Origin of the sequence: Nocardioides sp. NPDC092400 (assembly GCF_040684155.1) — a bacterium.
Classification (GTDB): Bacteria; Actinomycetota; Actinomycetes; order Propionibacteriales; family Nocardioidaceae; genus Nocardioides.
This window is the reverse complement of record NZ_JBFBFJ010000003.1, coordinates 1-18,389: the sequence shown is the minus strand read 5'-3', so window position 1 is coordinate 18,389 and position 18,389 is coordinate 1. Positions and strand designations below refer to the sequence as shown.

Here is an 18,389-nt window from a genome sequence, read left to right as displayed (position 1 = left end):
CTGACAACCTGTCCATCCGGCCGGATTTCGGCCAGGGTTGGTTACATGGCGTTCACGGTGCGAGACCTCCTCGAAATGCCGCTCCTGCGGCGAGCGCGGCCCGAGGTGCTCGTCGGGAGCGACCTCGGCGCCCGCGAGGTGCGCTGGGTGCACACCTCGGAGATCTACGGCATCTCCCCGCTGCTCAAGGGCGGTGAGGTGCTGCTGACCACCGGGCTCGGGCTGGTCGGTGCGGCCGGCCCGGGGATCGGCGCGTACGTCGAGTCGCTGGCCGCCCAGGGCGTCGCGGCGCTGCTGCTCGAGCTGGGCCGCACGTTCCCGACCCCGCCCGACGCGCTGGTCACCGCGGCCCGCGAGCACGACCTGCCGCTGGTGGTGCTGCACGGCGTGGTGCCGTTCATCGAGGTGACCGAGGCGGTGCACCCGCTGCTGATCACCGGCGAGCTCGACGTCCTGCGCCGCGCCGACGAGGTGACGGCGGTGCTGCACGACGCGGTGGCCGAGGGCATCGGCGGGCCGGAGCTCGTCGCGCTCGTCGCACAGTGCTGCCGGGCCCCGGTGGGGGTCTACTCCCCCGACGGCACGCTGCTCCTCGGCGAGGACGTCCGCTCCCGGGTCGGGCCCCCGCTCGAGGCGGAGGTGGGCCGCACGCCGTGGGCGACCCTGGCCGTCGCCGACACCCGCGAGCCGGCACTGCCGCGGCTGGTGGCGCTCTGCGCGACGATGCTCGACCTGCGGCTCGGCCCGGGCGGCGGCACCGGGCGCCGCACCGGCCCCGGCTCGGACCTGGTGCTGGCGCTCGCGGCCGGCCAGCACCTCAGCCGCGGCGACGTGCTGGTCCGCGCCCGTGCCGCCGGGCTGGCGCCGGGCGCGGGCGTCCAGGCCGTCGGCCTCGCCGTCGAGCTGCGGCTGCCCGGCTCGCTGCGGCCCGGGCTGAGCGCGACCGTCGAGGCGGCGCAGGCGGCGTTCGGCGCCGCGCTGGTGGCAGAGGTCGACGGCGTGCTGCTAGTGGCGACGACCGTGCGGCCCTCAGCGCTGCGGGCGAGGCTCGCGGACTTCGCCGAGGGGCTGGACGCCGAGCTGCGCGCGACCGTGGGCGGCGGGGTGGTCCGGGTGGCCGCCGGGCCGCCCGTCGAGGACCCCGCCGGCCTGGCCCGCTCGCTGCCGGCGGCGCGCGACGCGCTGCACCTGGCCGCCCGGCTGACCCCGGGCTCGCGCACGGTGCTGGCCAGCGACGTCGGCGTCTACCGTCTGCTGTCGGGGATGGTCGACGACGCCGAGCTGGGCCGGTTCGTCGAGGACCAGCTCGGCGCGCTGCTCGACCACGACGCACGCCACGGCGCGGAGCTGGTGCCGACGCTGGACGCCTACCTGGAGGCCGGGCTCTCCAAGACCGTCGCCGCCCACGCGCTGGGCATCCGCCGCCAGACGCTCTACGCGCGGCTCGAGCGGATCACCGGGCTGCTCGGCGGGCTGGACCTGGAGACCCGGCAGGTCCGCACCGCGCTCGACCTCGCGCTGGTCGGCTGGCGGATGCGGTCCTCCGCCGTCACCCGCCGGTCGCGGGCCTGACGCGCCCCCGATGGACCCCTGCGTGTTTGACAGCGCCGGGGGCGCCCCCGCACGCTGGTCACCTCTGTGTGGAAGCGCTTCCACCCCGGCCCCGTAGGAGCACCGACCGCATGACCGGCCCCAGCACCGTCCAGTTCCCGACGCAGTTCCTGTGGGGGGCCGCGACCGCGGCGTACCAGGTCGAGGGCGCCGCCGCCGAGGACGGGCGCACCCCGAGCATCTGGGACACCTTCGCGCGGGTGCCCGGTGCCGTCATCGGCGGCGACCACGGTGACGTCGCGTGCGACCACTACCACCGGTACGCCGCCGACGTGGCGCTGATGAAGGAGCTCGACCTCGGGGCGTACCGCTTCTCGGTCTCCTGGCCGCGCGTGCGGCCCGACGCCGGGCCGGTCAACCCCGCGGGCCTGGCGTTCTACGACCGGCTGGTCGACGAGCTGCTCGCGAACGACGTCCTGCCGTGGCTGACGCTCTACCACTGGGACCTGCCCCAGGCGCTCGAGGACCGCGGCGGCTGGACGAACCGCGACACCGCCTACCGGTTCGCGGAGTACGCCGTCTCCGTCCACGACGCGCTCGGCGACCGCGTCGGCGCATGGACGACGCTGAACGAGCCGTGGTGCTCGGCGTTCCTCGGCCACACCGGCGGCCAGCACGCGCCCGGCCGCCAGGAGGGCGCCAACGGTCTCGTCGCCGCGCACCACCTGCTGCTCGGCCACGGCCTGGCCGCCGCGGAGCTGCGCAGCCGCGGCGTCGTCACCGACCCGGCGAAGCCGCACTCGGGCCTGGGCATCACCCTCAACTTCACCGTCGCCGACGCCAACGACCCGACCGACGAGGTCGACGTCGACGCCGCGCGGCGCGTGGACGGGCTGTTCAACCGGGTGTTCCTCGACCCGCTCTTCCGGGGCAGCTACCCCGCCGACGTCGTCGCCGACACCGAGGCCATGCCGGTCCCCGGCGGCGGCAGCTGGACCGACGCCGTCCGCGACGGCGACCTGGAGGTCATCAGCGCACCGATCGACGTGCTGGGCGTCAACTACTACAACGGCAACGCGATCGCCGGCCGCCCGCACCCCGACGAGCTGAAGAGCAACGAGAACGAGACCGGCCGCACCACCAGCACGCCGTACGTCGGCTGCGACGACGTCATCTTCGTCAGCCGCGGCCTCCCCCGCACCGCCATGGACTGGGAGGTCCAGCCCGAGGGGCTGACCCGCCTGCTGGTGCGGCTGCACGAGGAGTACGACACCCCGCCGCTCTACATCACCGAGAACGGCGCCGCCTACGACGACCAGGTCGCCGCGGACGGCTCGGTCCACGACCCCGAGCGGGTCGCGTTCATCGACGCGCACCTGCGCGCGCTGCACACCGCGATGGAGGCCGGTGTCGACGTGCGCGGGTTCTTCCAGTGGTCGCTGCTGGACAACTACGAGTGGGCCTTCGGCTACACCAAGCGGTTCGGCATCGTCCACGTCGACTACGACACCCAGGTGCGCACGCCCAAGACCTCCGCCCGGTTCTACGGCGACGTCGCCGCGACCGGCCGGTTGGGGTCCGCGCAGGGCTGATCCTCGCTAGGTTGACCGCCGTGGAGAGCCCCGGGACGCCGACCCTCGACCAGGTCGCGCGCCTCGCGGGTGTCTCGCGTGCCACGGCCTCCCGCGCGATCAACGGCAGCAGCCGGGTCAGCGACCGGGCGCGCGTCGCCGTCGAGGAGGCGGTGCGCAGCCTCGGGTACGTCGCGAACCCGGCCGCCCGGACGCTCGCCACGCGACGTACGGACTCGGTGGCGGTGGTGGTCCCCGAGCCCGACGACCGCGTCTTCTCCGACCCGTTCTTCGGGCGCACCCTCACCGCGGTCAACCGCGTCCTGGCCGAGCGGGACCTGCAGCTGGTGCTGCTGCTCGCGCGGCCCGGCGAGGAGGAGGACCGCACCCTGCGCTACCTGCGCGGCGGGCACGTCGACGGCGCGATCGTCGTCTCCCACCACCGCAGCGACCACCTCGCCGAGCACCTGGCCGGGCTCGCGCTGCCGTGCGCGTTCGTCGGCCGGCCGATCGTCGGCGCCGACCGGGTGCCCTGGGTCGACACCGACAACGTCGCCGGCGCCCGGCTGGCCACCGAGCTGCTGCTCGAGCGCGGCCGCCGGCGGACCGCCCACGTCGCCGGGCCGGCCGACATGGCCGCCGGCCAGGACCGGCTCGTCGGCTACCTCGGCGCCCTCTCCGACGCCGGCCTCGCGGCCGGCCCGGTCGAGCACGGCGACTTCACCGAGGCCAGCGGCGAGTCGGCCTGCGCGCGCCTGCTCGCGACGTACCCCGACCTCGACGGGCTCGTCGTCGCCTCCGACCTGATGGCCCGCGGCGCCCTGCGCGCGCTCGCCGCGGCCGGCCGGTCGGTGCCGGGCGACGTGGCGGTGGTGGGGTACGACGACCTCGGCGCCGACCACTGCACTCCCCCGCTCACCACGGTGGTCAACCCCGCCGGCGAGCTGGCCGAGCGCGCCACCCGGCTCCTCCTCGCCCGGCTCGACGACCCCGCCACGCCGCGCGACCAGGTGCTGCTCGCTCCCACGCTCGTGCGGCGCGAGTCCGCCTGAGGGCTGCGGTCCTGGGGCTGGGGGCCCGCCGCGATCGTTCAATTGTTGGGTTGTGGTGGTGCGCAAGCGCTTGCGCACCACCACAACCGTTCAATTGAACGATTGCGGTGACCCGGGCCCCACCCGCCCGCTACGTTCCGCAGGTGCTGCTCGACGTCCAGCTCGACGCCCGCCCCGACCGGGCGGCCGCCCGCGCGCAGGAGCTGGTGGGCGCCGGGGTGGCCGGGCTGTTCACGTTCGAGGGCCCGCACGACGTGTTCCTGCCGCTCGCCGCGGCGGCCGGCGTCGTGCGCACCGACCTGATGACGAACGTCGCGATCGCGATGCCGCGCAGCCCGATGCACCTCGCGCACACGGCGTGGGACCTCCAGCTGATGTCGGGCGGCCGGTTCCGGCTCGGCCTGGGCTCGCAGGTCAAGCCGCACGTCGAGAACCGGTACGGCGCCACGTGGTCGCCCCCGGCCGCCCGGATGCGCGAGATCGTGCTGGCCGTCAAGGCGATCCTCACCTCCTGGCAGGACGGCACCCGCCTGGACTTCCGCGGCGAGCACACCCGCCACACGCTGATGCCGCCGACGTTCGTGCCCGGCCCGAACCCCCACGGCCCGCCGCCGGTCCTCCTCGGCGCCCTCGGCCCGCTGATGACCCGCACCGCCGGCGAGGTGGCCGACGGGCTGCTGGTGATGCCGTTCCACAGCCACCGCCACTTCCGCGAGCGGACGCTGCCGGCGCTCGGCACGCCCGCCTCGCCGACGTTCCGCGTGCACCCGCAGGCGATCGTGGCGATGGGCCGGACCCCCGAGGAGCTGCACGCGGCGTCGCTGGGCGTCCGCGGCCTGCTGGCGTTCTACGGCTCCACGCCGGCGTACCGCCCCGTCCTCGAGGTCGAGGGCTGGGCCGACGTGCAGCCCGAACTCAACCGGCTCTCCAAGACCGGCGACGTCGCCTCGATGATGGAGCTGGTCACCGACGACATGCTCCACACCCTCGCGGTGGTCGGCTCGCCGGAGCAGTGCGCGGCCGAGATCAGCCGACGGTTCGGGGACGTGGCCGACCGGGTGTGCGCCTACTTCCCCGGGTACGACGCTCCGTTGGACCAGGTGGGCGCGCTCGCCACGGCGCTGGCCGCCGTCGGCCAGGGCCGCTAGCGCGCCAGCAGCTCCTCGCGTCGTACGGCGAGCCGCTCGAGCCCGGCGTGCTCGGTGCGCCACCGGGCGAGCAGCTGCTCGCGCACGTCGGCGACGGCGCGGAGCGTCCAGGCCACCCGGTCGGCCGCCTCGGTGATCCGGTTGCGCACCGACCAGTCGCTGAAGATGTTGTCGAACCACACGTCGAAGGTCCGCGTGAGCGAGGTGACCTCGATGCCCCCGACGGCCGTCATGCCGACGTCGGCGAGCTCGGTCGCGAGCCCGCGCAGCGCGAGGTCCGCGTCGTGCAGCAGGCGCTGGGCGGCGTCCATCCGGTCGTACTTCACCATGTCGGTCAGCAGGCCGCCGTCGAGGAAGGTGTCGGCCGTCGACCAGCTCCGCGCCGAGGACAGCAGCTCGGCGGCGGCCGAGAGCCGGGCCAGCGCATGGTCCGCCGCGGCCACCGCCTCCTGCAGCTCGGCGACGGCGGAGCGGCCGGCGCCGGTGAGCCCGGCGATCTCGTCGAGCTCGGGGACCGACGGGTGGCCGGTGGCCCGCAGGTGCTCCTCCTTGCCGGCCAGCGCCTCGCGCCGCCGGGCCGTCGCGTCACCGACGGCGTCGAGCGCGGCCCGGGTCACCCCTACCTCGTCCCGCGCCCGCGCGAGGCGCGCCTCGGCCTGCGCCACGGCGTACTCCGCGGCCTGCTGCTCGGCCCGCTCACGGTCCAGGTCGACGTCGCGGCTGCCCCGCAGCCCGGCCCAGATGCGGGTGGGGCTGAAGGACTCCAGGCGCCTCACGTCGGCGCTCTCGTCGGCCAGCCGGGCGCGCCGGGCGACGACCTCGGCGTCGGCCGCCGCGACCGCGGCCTCCCCGCGCTCGAGCCGGGCGGTGAGCCGGCGCTGCTCGGCGAGGTCGCGCTCGGCATCGGCGAGGGCCGCGTCGAGCGCGGCGAGGTCAGGCGCGGGCACGCCGGTCCACCCAGTACGCCGCCAGCGCGCCGCCGACCGCGCCGAAGAGGTGCCCCTGCCAGGAGACGCCCGGCTGGCCGGGCAGCACGCCGAGCAGCAGGCCGCCGTAGGCGAGGAACAGCACCATGCCGAGGATGATCTCGCCGGCGCTGCGCGTGAAGATCCCGCGCACCATCAGGTAGACCAGCCAGCCGAAGACCAGGACGCTCGCGCCGAGGTGGATGGAGTACGTCGGCGCGGTCAGCCAGACCCCGATGCCGCCGACCAGCCAGATGATCGCGGTCGCGGCGAGCCCGCGGCCGGTGCCGCCGACCAGCACGAGGAACGCCAGCACCAGCACCGGCACGGTGTTGCCCGAGAGGTGGTCCCAGCCGGCGTGGAGCACCGGCGCGAGCGCCACGCCGACCAGTCCGTCGTCGTCGCGGGGGCGCACGCCGTACGTGTCGAGGTCCCTGCTCCAGACCGCGTCGAGCACCTCGACGACCCACAGGAGCGCGACGAACCCCACGCTGAGGATCGCGGCGCGGGCCCAGGTGGCCCCGGTGTCCTGCTGGCTCACGGGAGGAGCTCCGCGACGGCCTCGACCTGCGCGACGTCCGAGCCGGTCGGGATGAGGTGGACCTCGTGCGTGCCCACGTCCTCGAAGCGCCGCAGCACCTCCCGCAGCTGGGCCGGCGTCCCCGCGAACCCGGTGGTCGGCGCCATCGCGTCGACCAGGTCCGGCGGCAGCCAGCTCATGTAGTGGCGCAGGTGGCGGTGCACCTGCGCGCGGGAGCTGCCGTCGCCGTCGTCGAGGGCGAACCAGAACGACGTCGTCAGCCGCGGCGCCGCCCGGCCGGCCTCGGCCCACGCGGACTCCGCCAGGTCGAAGAGGCGTCGTACGCCGCCGGGGTCGACGTCGAGGGTCACGCCGGCGAGGCCGTCGGCCCACGCCGCGGCCGACCGGATCGTCCGCGGGCCCATGGTGCCGACGAGCAGCTCCGGCCCGCCGGGCTGCACGGGCGGCGGGCCGACCCGGCGGGTGGCTCCAGCGACCGTGTCGCCGCTCCACACAGCCCGCAGCACGCCCGCCCGCTCGGCCATCTCGCGCATTGTCTGGGTGCCGGTGTCGGCGCCGACCGCGCGGTAGTCCTCCTCGCGCCCGCCGACCCCCAGCCCGACGGTCAGCCGGCCGGCGCAGAGCTGGTCGGCGGTGGCGAGCGACTTGGCGAGCAGGACGGGGTCGTGCAGCTGTGGGACCACCACGGTCGTCGCGATCCGCACGCGGCCGGTCCAGGCCGCGACCGCACCGAGCAGGGTCAGCGTCTCGGGGTTGTCGAAGGCGATCCGCTCGCCGAAGCACAGCGTCGAGAACGGCCCCGCGTCGACCGCGCGCGCCCACTCCTCGAGCACCGCGGCACCGCGCGCCCACAGGTCCGGCTCCATCACCGGCAGCGTCATCCCCACCTGCACGTGGCCAACTGTGGCAGAGCCGCCCTCGCGGGCCGCTACGGTTCGGCGCATGGGGTCGAGGTTCTCCGGCGTGCTCGTCGTGCTGCTGGCGCTCGTCGTCGTGGGCGGCACCGCCTGGGCCTACCTCGACTGGCGCGACCGAGTGGACGCCACCGTCGAGGAGGCGAGCGACTCCCTCGTCGTGCCCTCGCCCCGTCCGTCCGCCTCGCCGACGGCGGAGCCCGAGCCCGCGGACGAGGTGGTCTCGCTGTGGATCGGTGACGGATACACCGCGGGCGTCGGCGCCGACTCCCCGGAGGACGGGTACGCCTGCCAGACCGCGGAGGAGCTCGACTGGACCTGCGAGGTCGACGCGGTCGAGGGCACCGGCTTCGCGAACGCCGCCACCGGCGACGCCCTGCTCGACCGGCTCCCGCAGGTCCAGCGCGGGGTCGAGGACCCCGACATCGTCGTGGTCGACGCCGGGCGCAACGACCTGCGCATCGTCTCCACGATCAACCTCCGAGCGGCCATGGACGACTACCTCAGCCGGCTCCGCGCGGCGTACCCCGAAGCGGTGCTCGTCCAGGTCGTCCCCTGGACCCTCACCCAGGACGCCCCGCTCCCTGACGACGTGGCCGGCTCGGTGCGGGACCTGGCGGAGAAGTACGACGGATACGTCGTCGATCCGTACGGCGCCGGCTGGGCCGGTGCCGGGAGGACCGACCGGCCCGCGCTCCGCAGTCCCGGCGGCGGCGCCAGCCAGGACGGCCACGACTACGTCGCCGAGCGCCTCATCCGCGCCCTGGGCGACCTCGACCTCCCCCAGCCGCTCGCGCGCTGAGCGCCCGCCGGTCGAGCAGGCGAGCCGTCGTCGAGACCCGGTGAGCCGCGCAGGGCCTGACCCCTGCTCAGTCGGCGAGGGTCAGTCGCGCAGCTCAGTCCACGGCGAGCGCCGGCGACCGCCGCAGCTCCGGCACCAGCGCGACCAGGCCGAGCAGCGGCAGCACGGCGAGGATGCCGAGCGACGCCGGCACGCCGAGCGCGTCGCCGACCCCGCCGACGACCGCCGAGCCGACCGACCCGCCGACGAGGAAGAGGAGGGTCGCCACGCCGAGGGCGACGCCGCGCACGTCCAGCTCGACGGCGTCGCCGACCGACGCGGTGAGCGCCGGCTGGCCGAGGCCGAAGCCCATCGTCACCAGGACCACGGCGACGGCCAGCACGACCGGCGAGACGAGCGCGGTGCCGACGGCGGCCAGCACCAGCGCCACCGAGGCGATGACGCCGGCCACGGCGAGCGCGGCGGGGCCGCCGATCCGGGTGAGCAGCGGGCCGGCGACGCGGGGTACGAAGAGCGCGATCACCGCGCTCGGCACCAGCAGCAACCCGACCTGCCAGGCCTGCCAGCCGTCGTGCACCAGCACGGCCGGCACCGAGACGAGCAGGCCGAACCACGCCGCCGGCACAGCCGCGGCGGCCACCGCGCTGCGCACGACGGTCGCGTTGCGGACGACCGCGAGCGGCAGGAAGCCGTGCGGCCGGCGCCGCACGCGCAAGGCGACGAGCGGGACGCCGAGCACCATCAGCAGCACGCCGACGAGCGCGACCACCAGCCCGGTGGACGGCGACTGGACGAGCAGGACCAACCCGGCCGCCGTCGCCGCCACCAGCACCGCGCCGAGGACGTCGAGGCTCGCGCCGCTGCCCTCGCCGGTGAGCGCGCGCCACAGGAACGGGATGACCAGCAGGCCCAGGATCGGCAGCGCCATCACGGCCCGCCAGCCGAAGGCGTGCTCGACGACACCGCCCACGAGCGGGCCGAGGCAGGAGACCGCGGCGGCCATGCCCGCGAGCCGGCCCAGCGCGAGGCCCTTGACCTCGCCGTCGTACCGCGCGCTCAGCGCCGCGACCCCCAGCGTCGGCACGGCGGCCGCGCCGGCGCCCTGGAAGAGGCGGCCGCCGAGGTGCACGCCGTACGTCGGCGCGAACGCCGCGACCAGCGCGCCGGCGGTCATCAGCCCGACGCCCACGAGCAGCGGCAGCTTCACGCCGACGAGGTCGGAGATCCGGCCGTAGACCGCCGTGGTGACCGCCAGCATCAAGGCGTACAGGCTGATCGACCACGTCGCGATCCCCACCTCGACGCCGAGGTCGCTGCCCAGGAGCGGCAGTGCGACCGCGGCGGAGGAGGAGCCCATCCCGGCGAGCCCGAAGAGCAGCCCGAGCAGCAAGGACACGCGGCGGGAGTCGTCGGGGGCCATGACGGGGCTGAACGCTCGGAGGGCCGCGTGTGTTCCACGGCGGCGTGTCGGGGGTACCGACTCCCTCGTGCCGCCCACCACCACCTCCGACCGCCCCGCCGCCGGCGGCGTCACCGGGCGGGTGGCCTGGCGGTTCCTGCTCGTCGGTGGGCTCGCGTTCCTGATCGACGTCGCCTGCTACAACCTGGCCCGCCAGCTGCTCGAGACCGGGCCGCTGACGTCGAAGTCGCTGGCGTTCGTCGTCTCGGCGACCTTCGCCTTCCTCGGCAACCGGTTGTGGGTCTTCGACCAGCGCGAGCGGCGGCAGCTCGCCACGGCGTACACCCTGTTCTTCCTGGTCAACGTCGCCGGGCTGGTGGTCAACCTGGTGCCGCTCGCGGTCAGCACCTACGTCTTCGACTGGACCTCGGCGGTTGCCGAGAACGTCTCGGGGAACCTGGTCGGCGTGGCACTGGCGACCCTGTTCCGGTTCTGGGGATATGAACGTTGGGTGTTCCCTCGGGAAACCCCTGCCGAGGCTCGCGAGCCCCGACGTACGGTGGGTCCATGAGGTCTCGGATCGCCGTCGCGCTCGCGCTCACGCTGGGCGCCGGTGGAGGCCTGCTGTACGCCGACGGGCAGTCGCCCGCGGTCACCGCCGCCGACCCGTCGACGATCGTGTGGCCCGCCACCGGCGAGGCCCCGACCTTCGGAACGCCCGCGGACGTCGTGCCGCCGTCGATGGGCCTCTACCCGCCGCCGGTCGTCGCCGACGTCGGTGAGAGCCCGGTCGCCGGGGCTCCGCCGCAGCTGGTGTTCCCCTCGTCGTACACGCCGCCGTACATCCCGCCGACGACGTCCTACGTCCCGGCGCCCAGCTACACCGGCGCGCCCTCCGGCGCCCCCTCGACCGTCGCCTCGCCCGAGCCCGACGCCGCGTGGGAGCCGGTCAAGGAGGCCGAGGACGCCCCGGTCCCGGGCCACGTGCCGTCCCCGGGGTCCGACTTCGAGCCGTCGCCCCCGCAGCACCAGCCCTCCCCGCAGCCGTCTCCCCAGCCCCCGCCGCAGCCGAACCACCCGACGCCCACGCCGACGCCCTCTCCCACGCCGAGCCCGACCCCGCAGCCGGAGCCCGAGCCGAAGCCGGACCCGTGCGCCGCCGCCCTCGACCGCGACTGGACCTGCCTGGTCGACCCCGAGGCAGCGCCGGAGGACCCCGCGGCCGTCGAGGACGAGGAGGCGCTCCTCGAGCTGGTGCCCGAGAAGGCCGACGGCACCGCCTACGAGCTCACCCTCGACCTCGGCGACAAGGCGGACACCTTCGTGGTCGTCGGAACCGCCGACCTCACCCGCGACCTGCTGGTCGAGTACCTCGCCGAGGTCCGCTTGTCGTACGCCGACGCCGTCCTCGTGTCCGTCGTCGACCCGTCAGCCGCGGTCGACGAGCCAGCGGCCCAGTAGCGCCGAACCCGTGGGCACCGGCGGAGTCTTTTGAGCGCGTGGCCGACCCACGCTTTTCCGGCCGAGTGGACGGATCAGCGGCCCGCCGAAAAGCGTCCTGTCGTAGGCTCCGGCGCATGTTGATGCGTGCCGTGCTGTCTGGCCGCGTGAAGCCGCCTCGCCGACTACTCACCTGGCCCGGCACCTGCGCCATCTGCAAGGAGACTCGTGGATCCGCGCGGACGGTCTACATCGAGAAGGGCCCATGGCCGCGCGACGACCTTCGCTGCCTTCGGTGCTTGTCGATCCCGCGAGAGCGATGCCTGTTCGAGGTGTTGGCCCAGTTCCGCTCCGACTGGCGCGCCCTTGACATCCACGAGTCCTCACCGGGCAGACGCGGCGCCTCCAGCGCGCTGTCCGCGGCCCCCGGTTACAGTTCCTCCCAGTACCTCGACGACACTCCGCTCGGCGCGGAGGTCAACGGGGTTCGTTGCGAAGATCTCTCCAGGCTCACGTTCGCCGACGAGACGTTCGATCTACTGGTAACTCAGGACGTGCTGGAGCACGTGTTCAAGCCCGAGAAGGTGCTGGCTGAGATCTTCCGGGTTCTCAAGCCGGGCGGGGCGCACATCGCCACTTTCCCGTGGTACCCGCAGTTGGCGGCCACGCGGGAACGCGCGTCGCTGACCGACGCTGGCGTGGTGCACAACCTCGAGCCGCAGTATCACCGCAGCCCCGTGAACGGGGGCGCCTCATTGGTCACCCTCGATTGGGGAGCCGACCTGTTCGACCGAGCATCTGACGCTGGACTCGACCTGACGGTGCACAAGTTGCCGCAGGAGCGAAAGCGGGGGATCGACGGCGAGTTCCGGGAGGTCTTCGTGTTCACCCGACCCGCCGATAAGACCGCATGACGGCGACCACAGCCAACGCGAGGCTGACGGCGACTGTCGCGAGGCGTCGCCCGCCACGCCTTGTGGCTGCAATCGCCCTTGTGGCGCTGGCGGTCAACTCGGTGCTGATCCAGACCGTGGCGGCTGACAACGAGGCGCTGAAGCAGGGGGTCCGTGGAGCCGTCCTGATGGTCGTACTCGTCGCCCTCCTTGCCCGCAATGTCTACGTGCCGCAGTGGCTAACGGGGCTGCTGCTGGCGTCGATGAGTCTGCTCGTACTTCGCCAGAACCCTGACCAGTTGTCGATTGTGTTCGCGCTCATCCTCGCATTGCTGCTGTGCCTGCTCCCAGAGAGGACGGTGCTCAAATACGCGGCCGTCGCGGCCGTGGCGGCGTTGGGTCTGATCTTCCTGCTTCTGTGGACTGGGGCCACCGTGAACCAGGAGATCGTCCTGGAGAAGGCCGGGCGCATCATCCGCGAGCGACAGGCTTACGGAACGAAGGGCGTGCCGTTCTTCTTTAACATCGTCGCCGGCGCCTGCATGTTGTCGTTGCTGTACGCCTACAGATACTGGTCGCGCCAGCGCTTTGCTCTCACTCTAGGCGCCGTTCTGGCGCTGTCCTATCAACTATTCAGAACCACTGACGCGCGGGGCGGCTTCTTGACCGTGCTCCTCTTCGCCGGACTGCTGGTTATCGTCCCTCGGGTTCGGATCCCGATCGTGTACGCCTCGGTCCCAGTCGTGCTCGTCGGGGCGACGCCGATCCTGGCTTACCTGACGGGGTACGAGGTCAACCGGGTACTCAGCAATAGGCCCGTGTTCTACCGAATGTTCCTCGAAGATCGGGAATGGTTCGACTTCGTATTGAGTACACCCGTCAAGGCGACGGCCTACCCGGTGGACAACTCCTACATCCACCTGGCGGTCGGTGGCGGTTTGGTCATGTTGGCTGTATTCCTAGCGCTCTTCTGGCGAGCGATCTACAGGCTGATGGAGAGGCGTCTGTACGGCGAGGTGGCGTTCCTCATAGCCGCAGCGACGTACTGCGCGAGCGAGAGCCTCATCGTGAGGATCGAGCTCGTGTGGATCGTCTACGTCTGGTATCTGCTCCTGCGACATGGGACGGCCATTGGCCGTCCATCATTCGAGGTTGGCTCGCCAGTGCAGCGTGCCCGCGGCCGTAGGGCCGACGCGACGGCGACGGATATGTGGTTGTAGTTCGTGTGCGTAGTCCGGTACGGCTGGAGCGTCCGGCCGGCGCTCTCCATCGAACTCGATCTGCGAGGTCGACGGCGGTAGGCCATCGGGAAGGGGGGCGAGCGCAATGGTCTTCCCAGTGTCGCCCGACGCCACTGCCACGGACCTTACTGCGCGATAAACCGACCGCTTGCCGCGACTCTTGCCGTCCTGGGTCTGAGAGTTGTTCTCGCCGTGGTAGTCGATAATGATGTTTTAGGCGGAGTCAATTACCACGCAGTCGGAGCCCATCTTGTGGCCTTGACCTTCAGGTCGACGTTGGACCAGTTGGGTCCGATCGGAATGCCCTAGCGAACAGAGAGACCGGTTGCCGTCGAGGTAGATGAATCCGCCCCAGGTTCCGGCGTAGCCGCTGGCGCTATCGAAGTAGAGCCCCGCGCAACCGGCCGGGTTGGACTTGAGCGGAGGGACGATGCTCACACTGTCGAGGAAGCCGTTGCCTGCGCCCTTGGATACGCCGATGGCGTAGTCTCAGCTCATCGCCCAAATGTAATGTTGCTGACCCGCACGTCCCAAATCTCGACCCGGATGCAGGAATGGGCTAAACGTGCTGCGGTCAATGATGCCTATGCTTGCGGCGCTCATGACGGACTTGTAGTAGACCCTGGAGAATCGAGAGTCTCGAGCCCTCGGAAGTAGCAGTGGCCGATTGTTTCCTGTGCCGTGTCATTGAAGATCACGGGGACGACCATGCGCGCGACGGTTGTGCACTCGACCCGAAGGTCGGGCAACACGGTATAGGTGCCGGTCACATTGCAGGCAGTCACGCAGGTGTCGATATTCAGCACGGTGGCGTTACAACTCCCTGAAGCACCATCGAGTTGATGGTGGAGTCGTGCTGCGCGGTGAACAAGTAGGAGGTTGGGCCTAAGATGAGGGTCTGGCTCCACGAGTCGTCGCGTCCGCCAGAGCCCTATCGAGCCTGGCGTCGTCAGTCGCCTCCGTGCCCTGGCGAGGGTAAGACTCGATGAACACGAGGGCCTGGCGTTGCGCGGTAGCAACGACCGCCGCCTGGTCGGAGCCATGCCGGGCTCGTACTTGTCAGTCGCCGGGCCGCAGCTGTCGAGGAAGAAGGTGCCGAACCGGTGACCCGCCGGACGGTAAAGGCATGGACCGTCTGTTGTTAGCCGCGCCGGTCGACGAGCCAGCGGCCCAGCAGCGTCCCGTCCTCCTCGAGCAGCAGCTCGAGGGACAGCGGCACGTCGACGGGCGGGCCGGCGGTGATCCGGGGGCCGTCCGAGGCGACCAGTTGCGGCACCACGGTCGCGCAGACCTCGTCGACCAGGCCCGCGGCGAGCAGGTCGCGCAGCAGGTGCGGCCCGCCCTCCGAGAGCAGGCTGGTCCAACCACGGGCGACCAGCGCCTCCTTGAGGGCGGCCAGGTCGACCGCGTCGTCACCCAGGACGAGCACGTGCTCGTCGCCGAGCAGGTCACGCGCCTCGTCGAGACGGTCGGCGGTCGCCCAGGTCGCCACCAGGACCCGACCGGCCTCGTGACCGCGCAACCCCTCCGGCACGTCGGCCCGCCGCGAGACGAGCACGACCGGCACGTCGGCGGGGCCGTACCCCTCGGTGCGCGCGGTCCCGGCACCGACCACGATCGCGTCCGCGAGCGAGCGCAGCGTCCGGAAGACCCGGTGGTCGGCGGCGTTGTTGACCGACCCGCTCCGGCCGTCGGGGCCGGTGGCCGAGCCGTCGAGGGTGCTGACCATGTTGACCCGCAGCCACGGTCGCCGGGGTACGGCGTACAGGTCGGCGAGGTCGCCGCTCCGCGGACCGAGCAGGACCCTCACGAGCCCCACCGCATCACCCAGTACTGCACGCCGTACGGGTCGTCGTCGTAGTCGACGGTCGCCGGACCGCTGATCGCGTCGGCCGCCCGCCGGATCCCCTCGACCGACGCCCACAGCTCCTCGGCGAGCGTGCAGTCGACGGCGCCCAGGTCGCCAGCCGCCAGCGCAGCCCGGAGCGCGTCGTCGAAGGCGAAGGAGCGCTCGTCCAGGTAGCCCGGCGCCTTCTCGCTGCGCCGGGCCGAGCCGTTGCCCACCACGAGGTACGACGCCCCTGCGCCGTGCCGAGCACCCGCTGCTGCCAGGAGCGCCTGGGCGATCCGCTCACCCTGCGGGTCGGCGACCACCTCGACGTCGTCGCCCAGCCACCGCACCGCCTCGAGCGCGGCTGCCCGCAGGTCGGCGACGGGATCGACCTGGGAGGCGTGCTCGGGCAGAAGCGCGAGGACGCCCGGCACCAGCACGACGCGCGTCACTGCAGCCCCCGGATCGCCCGCGCCGGGAGCCGCCGTCCGGCGATCGTGTCGACCATGTCGACCACCTGCCGGGTCTCGACGACCTCGTGCACGCGGTAGATCCGGGCGCCGGCGAGCGCGCAGACCGCGGTCGCGGCGAGCGTGCCGGTCAGCCGCTCGCCGACCGGGAGGTCGAGCGACTCGCCGACGAAGTCCTTGTTCGACAGCGACACCAGCACCGGCCAGCCGGTCGCGACCATCTCGTCGAGGCGGCGGGTGATCTCGAGGGAGTGGAAGGTGTTCTTGCCGAAGTCGTGCGCCGGGTCGATCACCAGCGACTCCCGCGCGACGCCTGCGGCGAGCGCGCGCTCGGCGTACGCCACGGTGTCGTCGATCGCGGACCGGACGACGTCGTCGTACTCCACCCGGTAGGGCCGCGTCCGCGGCACCGCACCGCCGGTGTGGGTGCAGATCAGCGCGACGTCGTGCTTGGCCGCGACGTCGACCAGCGCGGGGTCCGCCCCGCCCCAGGCGTCGTTGAGCACGTCGGCGCCCGCCTCGCAGACCGCCTCGCCGACAGAGGCGCGCCAGGTGTCGACGGAGATGACGAGGGAGGGGTACGCCGCGCGGACCCGCGCGACGAAGTCGACGACCCGCCGCTTCTCCTCGACCTCGTCGATCTCCTCACCGGGCGCGGCCTTGATGCCGCCGATGTCGACCATCTCGGCCCCCTCGTCGACCACCTGCGCGACCCGGTCGAACGCCTTGTCCTCCGCCCAGGTGGCGCCCTTGTCGTAGAACGAGTCGGGCGTGCGGTTGACGATCGCCATCATGATCGTCGCGTCGTCGGCGAACTCGTGCCGACCGAGCCTCAAGGTCATGCCAGGAACCTCGCCGGCGGCCGCTCGGAGACGAGCACCCGGCGGTCGTACGGTGCGACGCCGTCCGGTCCGGGCCGGTACTGCCGCAGCACGACCGGCTCGGGCTCGCCGGACGGCGAGCCCGGGAGCCCGGCGGACGACCTGCGCGCCGTCATCGCCGCGATGATCTGCGTCGCCATCGCGCCGAGGTCGAGCAGCGGCTGGTGCGAGTGGTCCCGCCGCCCGAGGTCGACCTGCGCGATCGCGTCGACGCCGAGCAGCGCGGTGGTGTCGACGAGCGCCGCGAGCTCCACGGCGTACCCGGTGGGCACCGACAGCGCCTCGAACAGCGACCGCCGCACCGCCCACTCCCCCGCCAGTGGCTGCACGAGACCGGCGAGCTCGGGGTGCTCGAGCGCGATCAGCGGGCGGGCGACCAGCTCGGTGACCCGACCGCCGTCGTACGGCCCCTCCGCGCCCGGCCGCTCGTAGAAGCCCTTGACCAGCGCGACCTCCGGCCGGGTCAGCAGCGGCCCGAGGAGGCCGGGGACGAAGTGGGTGTCCCAGTCGAGGAGGTCGGCGTCCATGAAGACCAGCACGTCGCCGGTGGTGACGAAGAGCGACTTCCACATCGCCTCGCCCTTGCCCGGCCGCGAGCCCAGCTCGGGGCGCACCTCGGCCGAGCGGTGCACGACCGCACCGGCACCGGTCGCCACGTCGTACGTCGCGTCGGTCGAGTCGGAGTCGATCACCACGACCTCGTCGACCAGCGCGACCGTCTCCACGAGGGCCTCGCGGACGCGCGTGACGACGTCGCCGACGGTGCCGGCCTCGTTCCGGGCGGGCACGACGAGGCTGACCCGCTGGTCGCCCTTGGCGGCGACGAGGTCGGTGAGCGGCCACTCGTCCCAGTGGTGCGTGTTCCGCGCGGACCACGCGGCGCCGCGGTCACCGGTGCCGACAGACATGTCGACAACCTAGTCGGCCGCTGGGTGGTTCAATCGTTCGCATGGCGTCCCCCCAGCCCGCGCCGCGCCGCACCCGCGGCCGCCCCCGCACGCCCGGGGCGGAGGCGCGGATCCTGGAGGCCGCGCTGGAGGAGTACGGCGAGCGCGGCTGGGCCGGCTTCACGATGGACGCCGTCGCGCGACGGGCGGGCGTCGGCAAGTCCACTGTCTACCTGCGCTGGCGCGACAAGGACGCCCTGCTGCTCGACGCGGTCGAGGTGCGCGCCGCCGGCATCGAGGACGTCGACACCGGCACCCTCCGGGGCGACCTCGAGGCGCTCGCGACGAACCTCTTCCGCCACTACCTCGACCCCGCCGGCTGGGCGACCGTGCGCATGGCGGTCGACGCCGCAGGCGCGCCGTCCTCGCTCGGCACGTTCACCGAGAAGGTCGCCCGCCACCACACCGACGCCGTCCTGCCGATCCTGCGACGGGCCGTCGACCGCGGCGAGGTCCCGGCGGACCTGCCGGCGAGGACCCTCGTGCTGTGCCTCTACGGCGCGGTCACCATGAACCGGCTCCTGGTCTCCGGCGACGAGCGCGCGCTCGGCGACGACGACCTGCGGGCGCAGGTCGCGGGCATCGTCGACTTCGTGCTCGCCGGCGCCGGGGCGCGCCCGGCCTGACGTGCGGGCCGGGCGGGGGGGGGGTGGCGGCCGCCCCGCCCGCCCCCCGCAGCGGGCCCCCGCCGGGGCCCGGGGGTGTTGGGGAGGGCCCAACGCTGGAAAGCAGTGGCAATAGGT

Annotated in this window: 18 protein-coding genes; 10 read left to right on the top strand and 8 right to left on the bottom strand. The window is 73.2% G+C overall.

The genetic code is table 11. The features are described 5' to 3' along the window. The first annotated feature begins 45 nt into the window (after nucleotides 1–45). The 4 genes from AB0N29_RS11830 (at nucleotide 46) to AB0N29_RS11815 (ending at nucleotide 5,322) form a co-directional block, all read left to right on the top strand. On the top strand, nucleotides 46–1,572 hold the full coding sequence (locus AB0N29_RS11830; RefSeq protein ID WP_364866935.1) for a PucR family transcriptional regulator ligand-binding domain-containing protein: 1,527 nt from the start codon (nucleotides 46–48) through the stop codon (nucleotides 1,570–1,572). A gap of 110 nt (nucleotides 1,573–1,682) precedes the next feature. Continuing rightward, nucleotides 1,683–3,143: a GH1 family beta-glucosidase gene (locus tag AB0N29_RS11825; protein ID WP_364866933.1), complete on the top strand. Its 1,461-nt coding sequence runs from the start codon at nucleotides 1,683–1,685 to the stop codon at nucleotides 3,141–3,143. 20 nt (nucleotides 3,144–3,163) lie between these two features. Next, the gene (locus tag AB0N29_RS11820; protein ID WP_364866931.1) at nucleotides 3,164–4,174 is read left to right on the top strand and encodes a LacI family DNA-binding transcriptional regulator; all 1,011 of its coding nucleotides are present in this window, start codon (nucleotides 3,164–3,166) and stop codon (nucleotides 4,172–4,174) included. A gap of 143 nt (nucleotides 4,175–4,317) precedes the next feature. Then, on the top strand, nucleotides 4,318–5,322 hold the full coding sequence (locus AB0N29_RS11815) for a TIGR03617 family F420-dependent LLM class oxidoreductase (protein ID WP_364866929.1): 1,005 nt from the start codon (nucleotides 4,318–4,320) through the stop codon (nucleotides 5,320–5,322). Here AB0N29_RS11815 and AB0N29_RS11810 read toward each other — a convergent pair. Genes AB0N29_RS11810 through AB0N29_RS11800 form a run of 3 tightly spaced genes read right to left on the bottom strand, consistent with a single transcriptional unit; the run spans nucleotide 5,319 to nucleotide 7,721 of the window. Beyond that, complete coding sequence (locus AB0N29_RS11810) at nucleotides 5,319–6,269, bottom strand: hypothetical protein (RefSeq protein WP_364866927.1); 951 nt, start codon at nucleotides 6,267–6,269, stop codon at nucleotides 5,319–5,321. The genes AB0N29_RS11815 and AB0N29_RS11810 overlap by 4 nt on opposite strands. Beyond that, the gene (locus AB0N29_RS11805) at nucleotides 6,256–6,828 is read right to left on the bottom strand and encodes a rhomboid family intramembrane serine protease (protein WP_364866925.1); all 573 of its coding nucleotides are present in this window, start codon (nucleotides 6,826–6,828) and stop codon (nucleotides 6,256–6,258) included. The genes AB0N29_RS11810 and AB0N29_RS11805 overlap by 14 nt, the downstream gene beginning before the upstream one ends. Beyond that, nucleotides 6,825–7,721, bottom strand: a complete 897-nt coding sequence (locus AB0N29_RS11800; RefSeq protein ID WP_364866923.1) for an LLM class flavin-dependent oxidoreductase — start codon at nucleotides 7,719–7,721, stop codon at nucleotides 6,825–6,827. Before AB0N29_RS11800 ends, AB0N29_RS11805 begins: the two co-directional genes overlap by 4 nt. A gap of 49 nt (nucleotides 7,722–7,770) precedes the next feature. Between AB0N29_RS11800 and AB0N29_RS11795 the strand changes: the two genes are divergently transcribed. Continuing rightward, entirely contained in the window at nucleotides 7,771–8,544 is a 774-nt protein-coding gene (locus AB0N29_RS11795) for an SGNH/GDSL hydrolase family protein (protein ID WP_364866921.1), read from the top strand. 94 nt (nucleotides 8,545–8,638) lie between these two features. Here AB0N29_RS11795 and AB0N29_RS11790 read toward each other — a convergent pair whose 3' ends face one another. After that, nucleotides 8,639–9,964, bottom strand: a complete 1,326-nt coding sequence (locus tag AB0N29_RS11790; protein WP_364866919.1) for an MFS transporter — start codon at nucleotides 9,962–9,964, stop codon at nucleotides 8,639–8,641. 67 nt (nucleotides 9,965–10,031) lie between these two features. On the opposite strand from AB0N29_RS11790, the gene AB0N29_RS11785 reads away from it, so the two are divergent. The 4 genes from AB0N29_RS11785 to AB0N29_RS11770 all read left to right on the top strand — a co-directional run bounded on the left by AB0N29_RS11785 (nucleotide 10,032) and on the right by AB0N29_RS11770 (nucleotide 13,496). Next, nucleotides 10,032–10,514, top strand: a complete 483-nt coding sequence (locus AB0N29_RS11785) for a GtrA family protein (protein WP_364866917.1) — start codon at nucleotides 10,032–10,034, stop codon at nucleotides 10,512–10,514. Then, a complete protein-coding gene (locus tag AB0N29_RS11780; protein ID WP_364866915.1) occupies nucleotides 10,511–11,404 on the top strand; it encodes a hypothetical protein in 894 nt (297 codons plus the stop codon). Before AB0N29_RS11785 ends, AB0N29_RS11780 begins: the two co-directional genes overlap by 4 nt. Nucleotides 11,405–11,520: 116 nt before the next feature. Beyond that, complete coding sequence (locus tag AB0N29_RS11775; RefSeq protein WP_364866913.1) at nucleotides 11,521–12,297, top strand: class I SAM-dependent methyltransferase; 777 nt, start codon at nucleotides 11,521–11,523, stop codon at nucleotides 12,295–12,297. Then, nucleotides 12,294–13,496: a hypothetical protein gene (locus AB0N29_RS11770; RefSeq protein ID WP_364866911.1), complete on the top strand. Its 1,203-nt coding sequence runs from the start codon at nucleotides 12,294–12,296 to the stop codon at nucleotides 13,494–13,496. The genes AB0N29_RS11775 and AB0N29_RS11770 overlap by 4 nt, the downstream gene beginning before the upstream one ends. 1,162 nt (nucleotides 13,497–14,658) lie before the next feature. Here AB0N29_RS11770 and AB0N29_RS11765 read toward each other — a convergent pair. The 4 genes from AB0N29_RS11765 to AB0N29_RS11750 are packed head-to-tail and all read right to left on the bottom strand — an operon-like array spanning nucleotide 14,659 to nucleotide 17,607. Then, entirely contained in the window at nucleotides 14,659–15,327 is a 669-nt protein-coding gene (locus AB0N29_RS11765) for a dihydrofolate reductase family protein (RefSeq protein ID WP_364866909.1), read from the bottom strand. Then, nucleotides 15,324–15,800 carry a hypothetical protein gene (locus tag AB0N29_RS11760; protein ID WP_364866907.1) on the bottom strand — a complete coding sequence of 159 codons (477 nt, stop codon included), beginning with the start codon at nucleotides 15,798–15,800 and terminating at the stop codon, nucleotides 15,324–15,326. Before AB0N29_RS11760 ends, AB0N29_RS11765 begins: the two co-directional genes overlap by 4 nt. Next, the gene (gene folP, locus AB0N29_RS11755; protein WP_302268254.1) at nucleotides 15,797–16,660 is read right to left on the bottom strand and encodes a dihydropteroate synthase; all 864 of its coding nucleotides are present in this window, start codon (nucleotides 16,658–16,660) and stop codon (nucleotides 15,797–15,799) included. Before folP ends, AB0N29_RS11760 begins: the two co-directional genes overlap by 4 nt. Next, complete coding sequence (locus AB0N29_RS11750; protein WP_364866904.1) at nucleotides 16,657–17,607, bottom strand: glucosyl-3-phosphoglycerate synthase; 951 nt, start codon at nucleotides 17,605–17,607, stop codon at nucleotides 16,657–16,659. Before AB0N29_RS11750 ends, folP begins: the two co-directional genes overlap by 4 nt. 41 nt (nucleotides 17,608–17,648) lie before the next feature. Between AB0N29_RS11750 and AB0N29_RS11745 the strand changes: the two genes are divergently transcribed. After that, nucleotides 17,649–18,272, top strand: a complete 624-nt coding sequence (locus AB0N29_RS11745) for a TetR/AcrR family transcriptional regulator (protein WP_302268256.1) — start codon at nucleotides 17,649–17,651, stop codon at nucleotides 18,270–18,272. Nucleotides 18,273–18,389 lie beyond the last annotated feature (117 nt).

Bases quoted from the DNA above. Each gene is read 5' to 3' on its own strand.
- AB0N29_RS11830 (WP_364866935.1), top strand. From the start codon at position 46: ATGGCGTTCACGGTGCGAGACCTCCTCGAAATGCCGCTCCTGCGGCGA.
- AB0N29_RS11825 (WP_364866933.1), top strand. From the start codon at position 1,683: ATGACCGGCCCCAGCACCGTCCAGTTCCCGACGCAGTTCCTGTGGGGG.
- AB0N29_RS11795 (WP_364866921.1), top strand. From the start codon at position 7,771: ATGGGGTCGAGGTTCTCCGGCGTGCTCGTCGTGCTGCTGGCGCTCGTC.
- AB0N29_RS11790 (WP_364866919.1), bottom strand. From the start codon at position 9,964: ATGGCCCCCGACGACTCCCGCCGCGTGTCCTTGCTGCTCGGGCTGCTC.
- AB0N29_RS11780 (WP_364866915.1), top strand. From the start codon at position 10,511: ATGAGGTCTCGGATCGCCGTCGCGCTCGCGCTCACGCTGGGCGCCGGT.
- AB0N29_RS11775 (WP_364866913.1), top strand. From the start codon at position 11,521: ATGTTGATGCGTGCCGTGCTGTCTGGCCGCGTGAAGCCGCCTCGCCGA.
- AB0N29_RS11770 (WP_364866911.1), top strand. From the start codon at position 12,294: ATGACGGCGACCACAGCCAACGCGAGGCTGACGGCGACTGTCGCGAGG.
- folP (WP_302268254.1), bottom strand. From the start codon at position 16,660: ATGACCTTGAGGCTCGGTCGGCACGAGTTCGCCGACGACGCGACGATC.
- AB0N29_RS11750 (WP_364866904.1), bottom strand. From the start codon at position 17,607: ATGTCTGTCGGCACCGGTGACCGCGGCGCCGCGTGGTCCGCGCGGAAC.
- AB0N29_RS11745 (WP_302268256.1), top strand. From the start codon at position 17,649: ATGGCGTCCCCCCAGCCCGCGCCGCGCCGCACCCGCGGCCGCCCCCGC.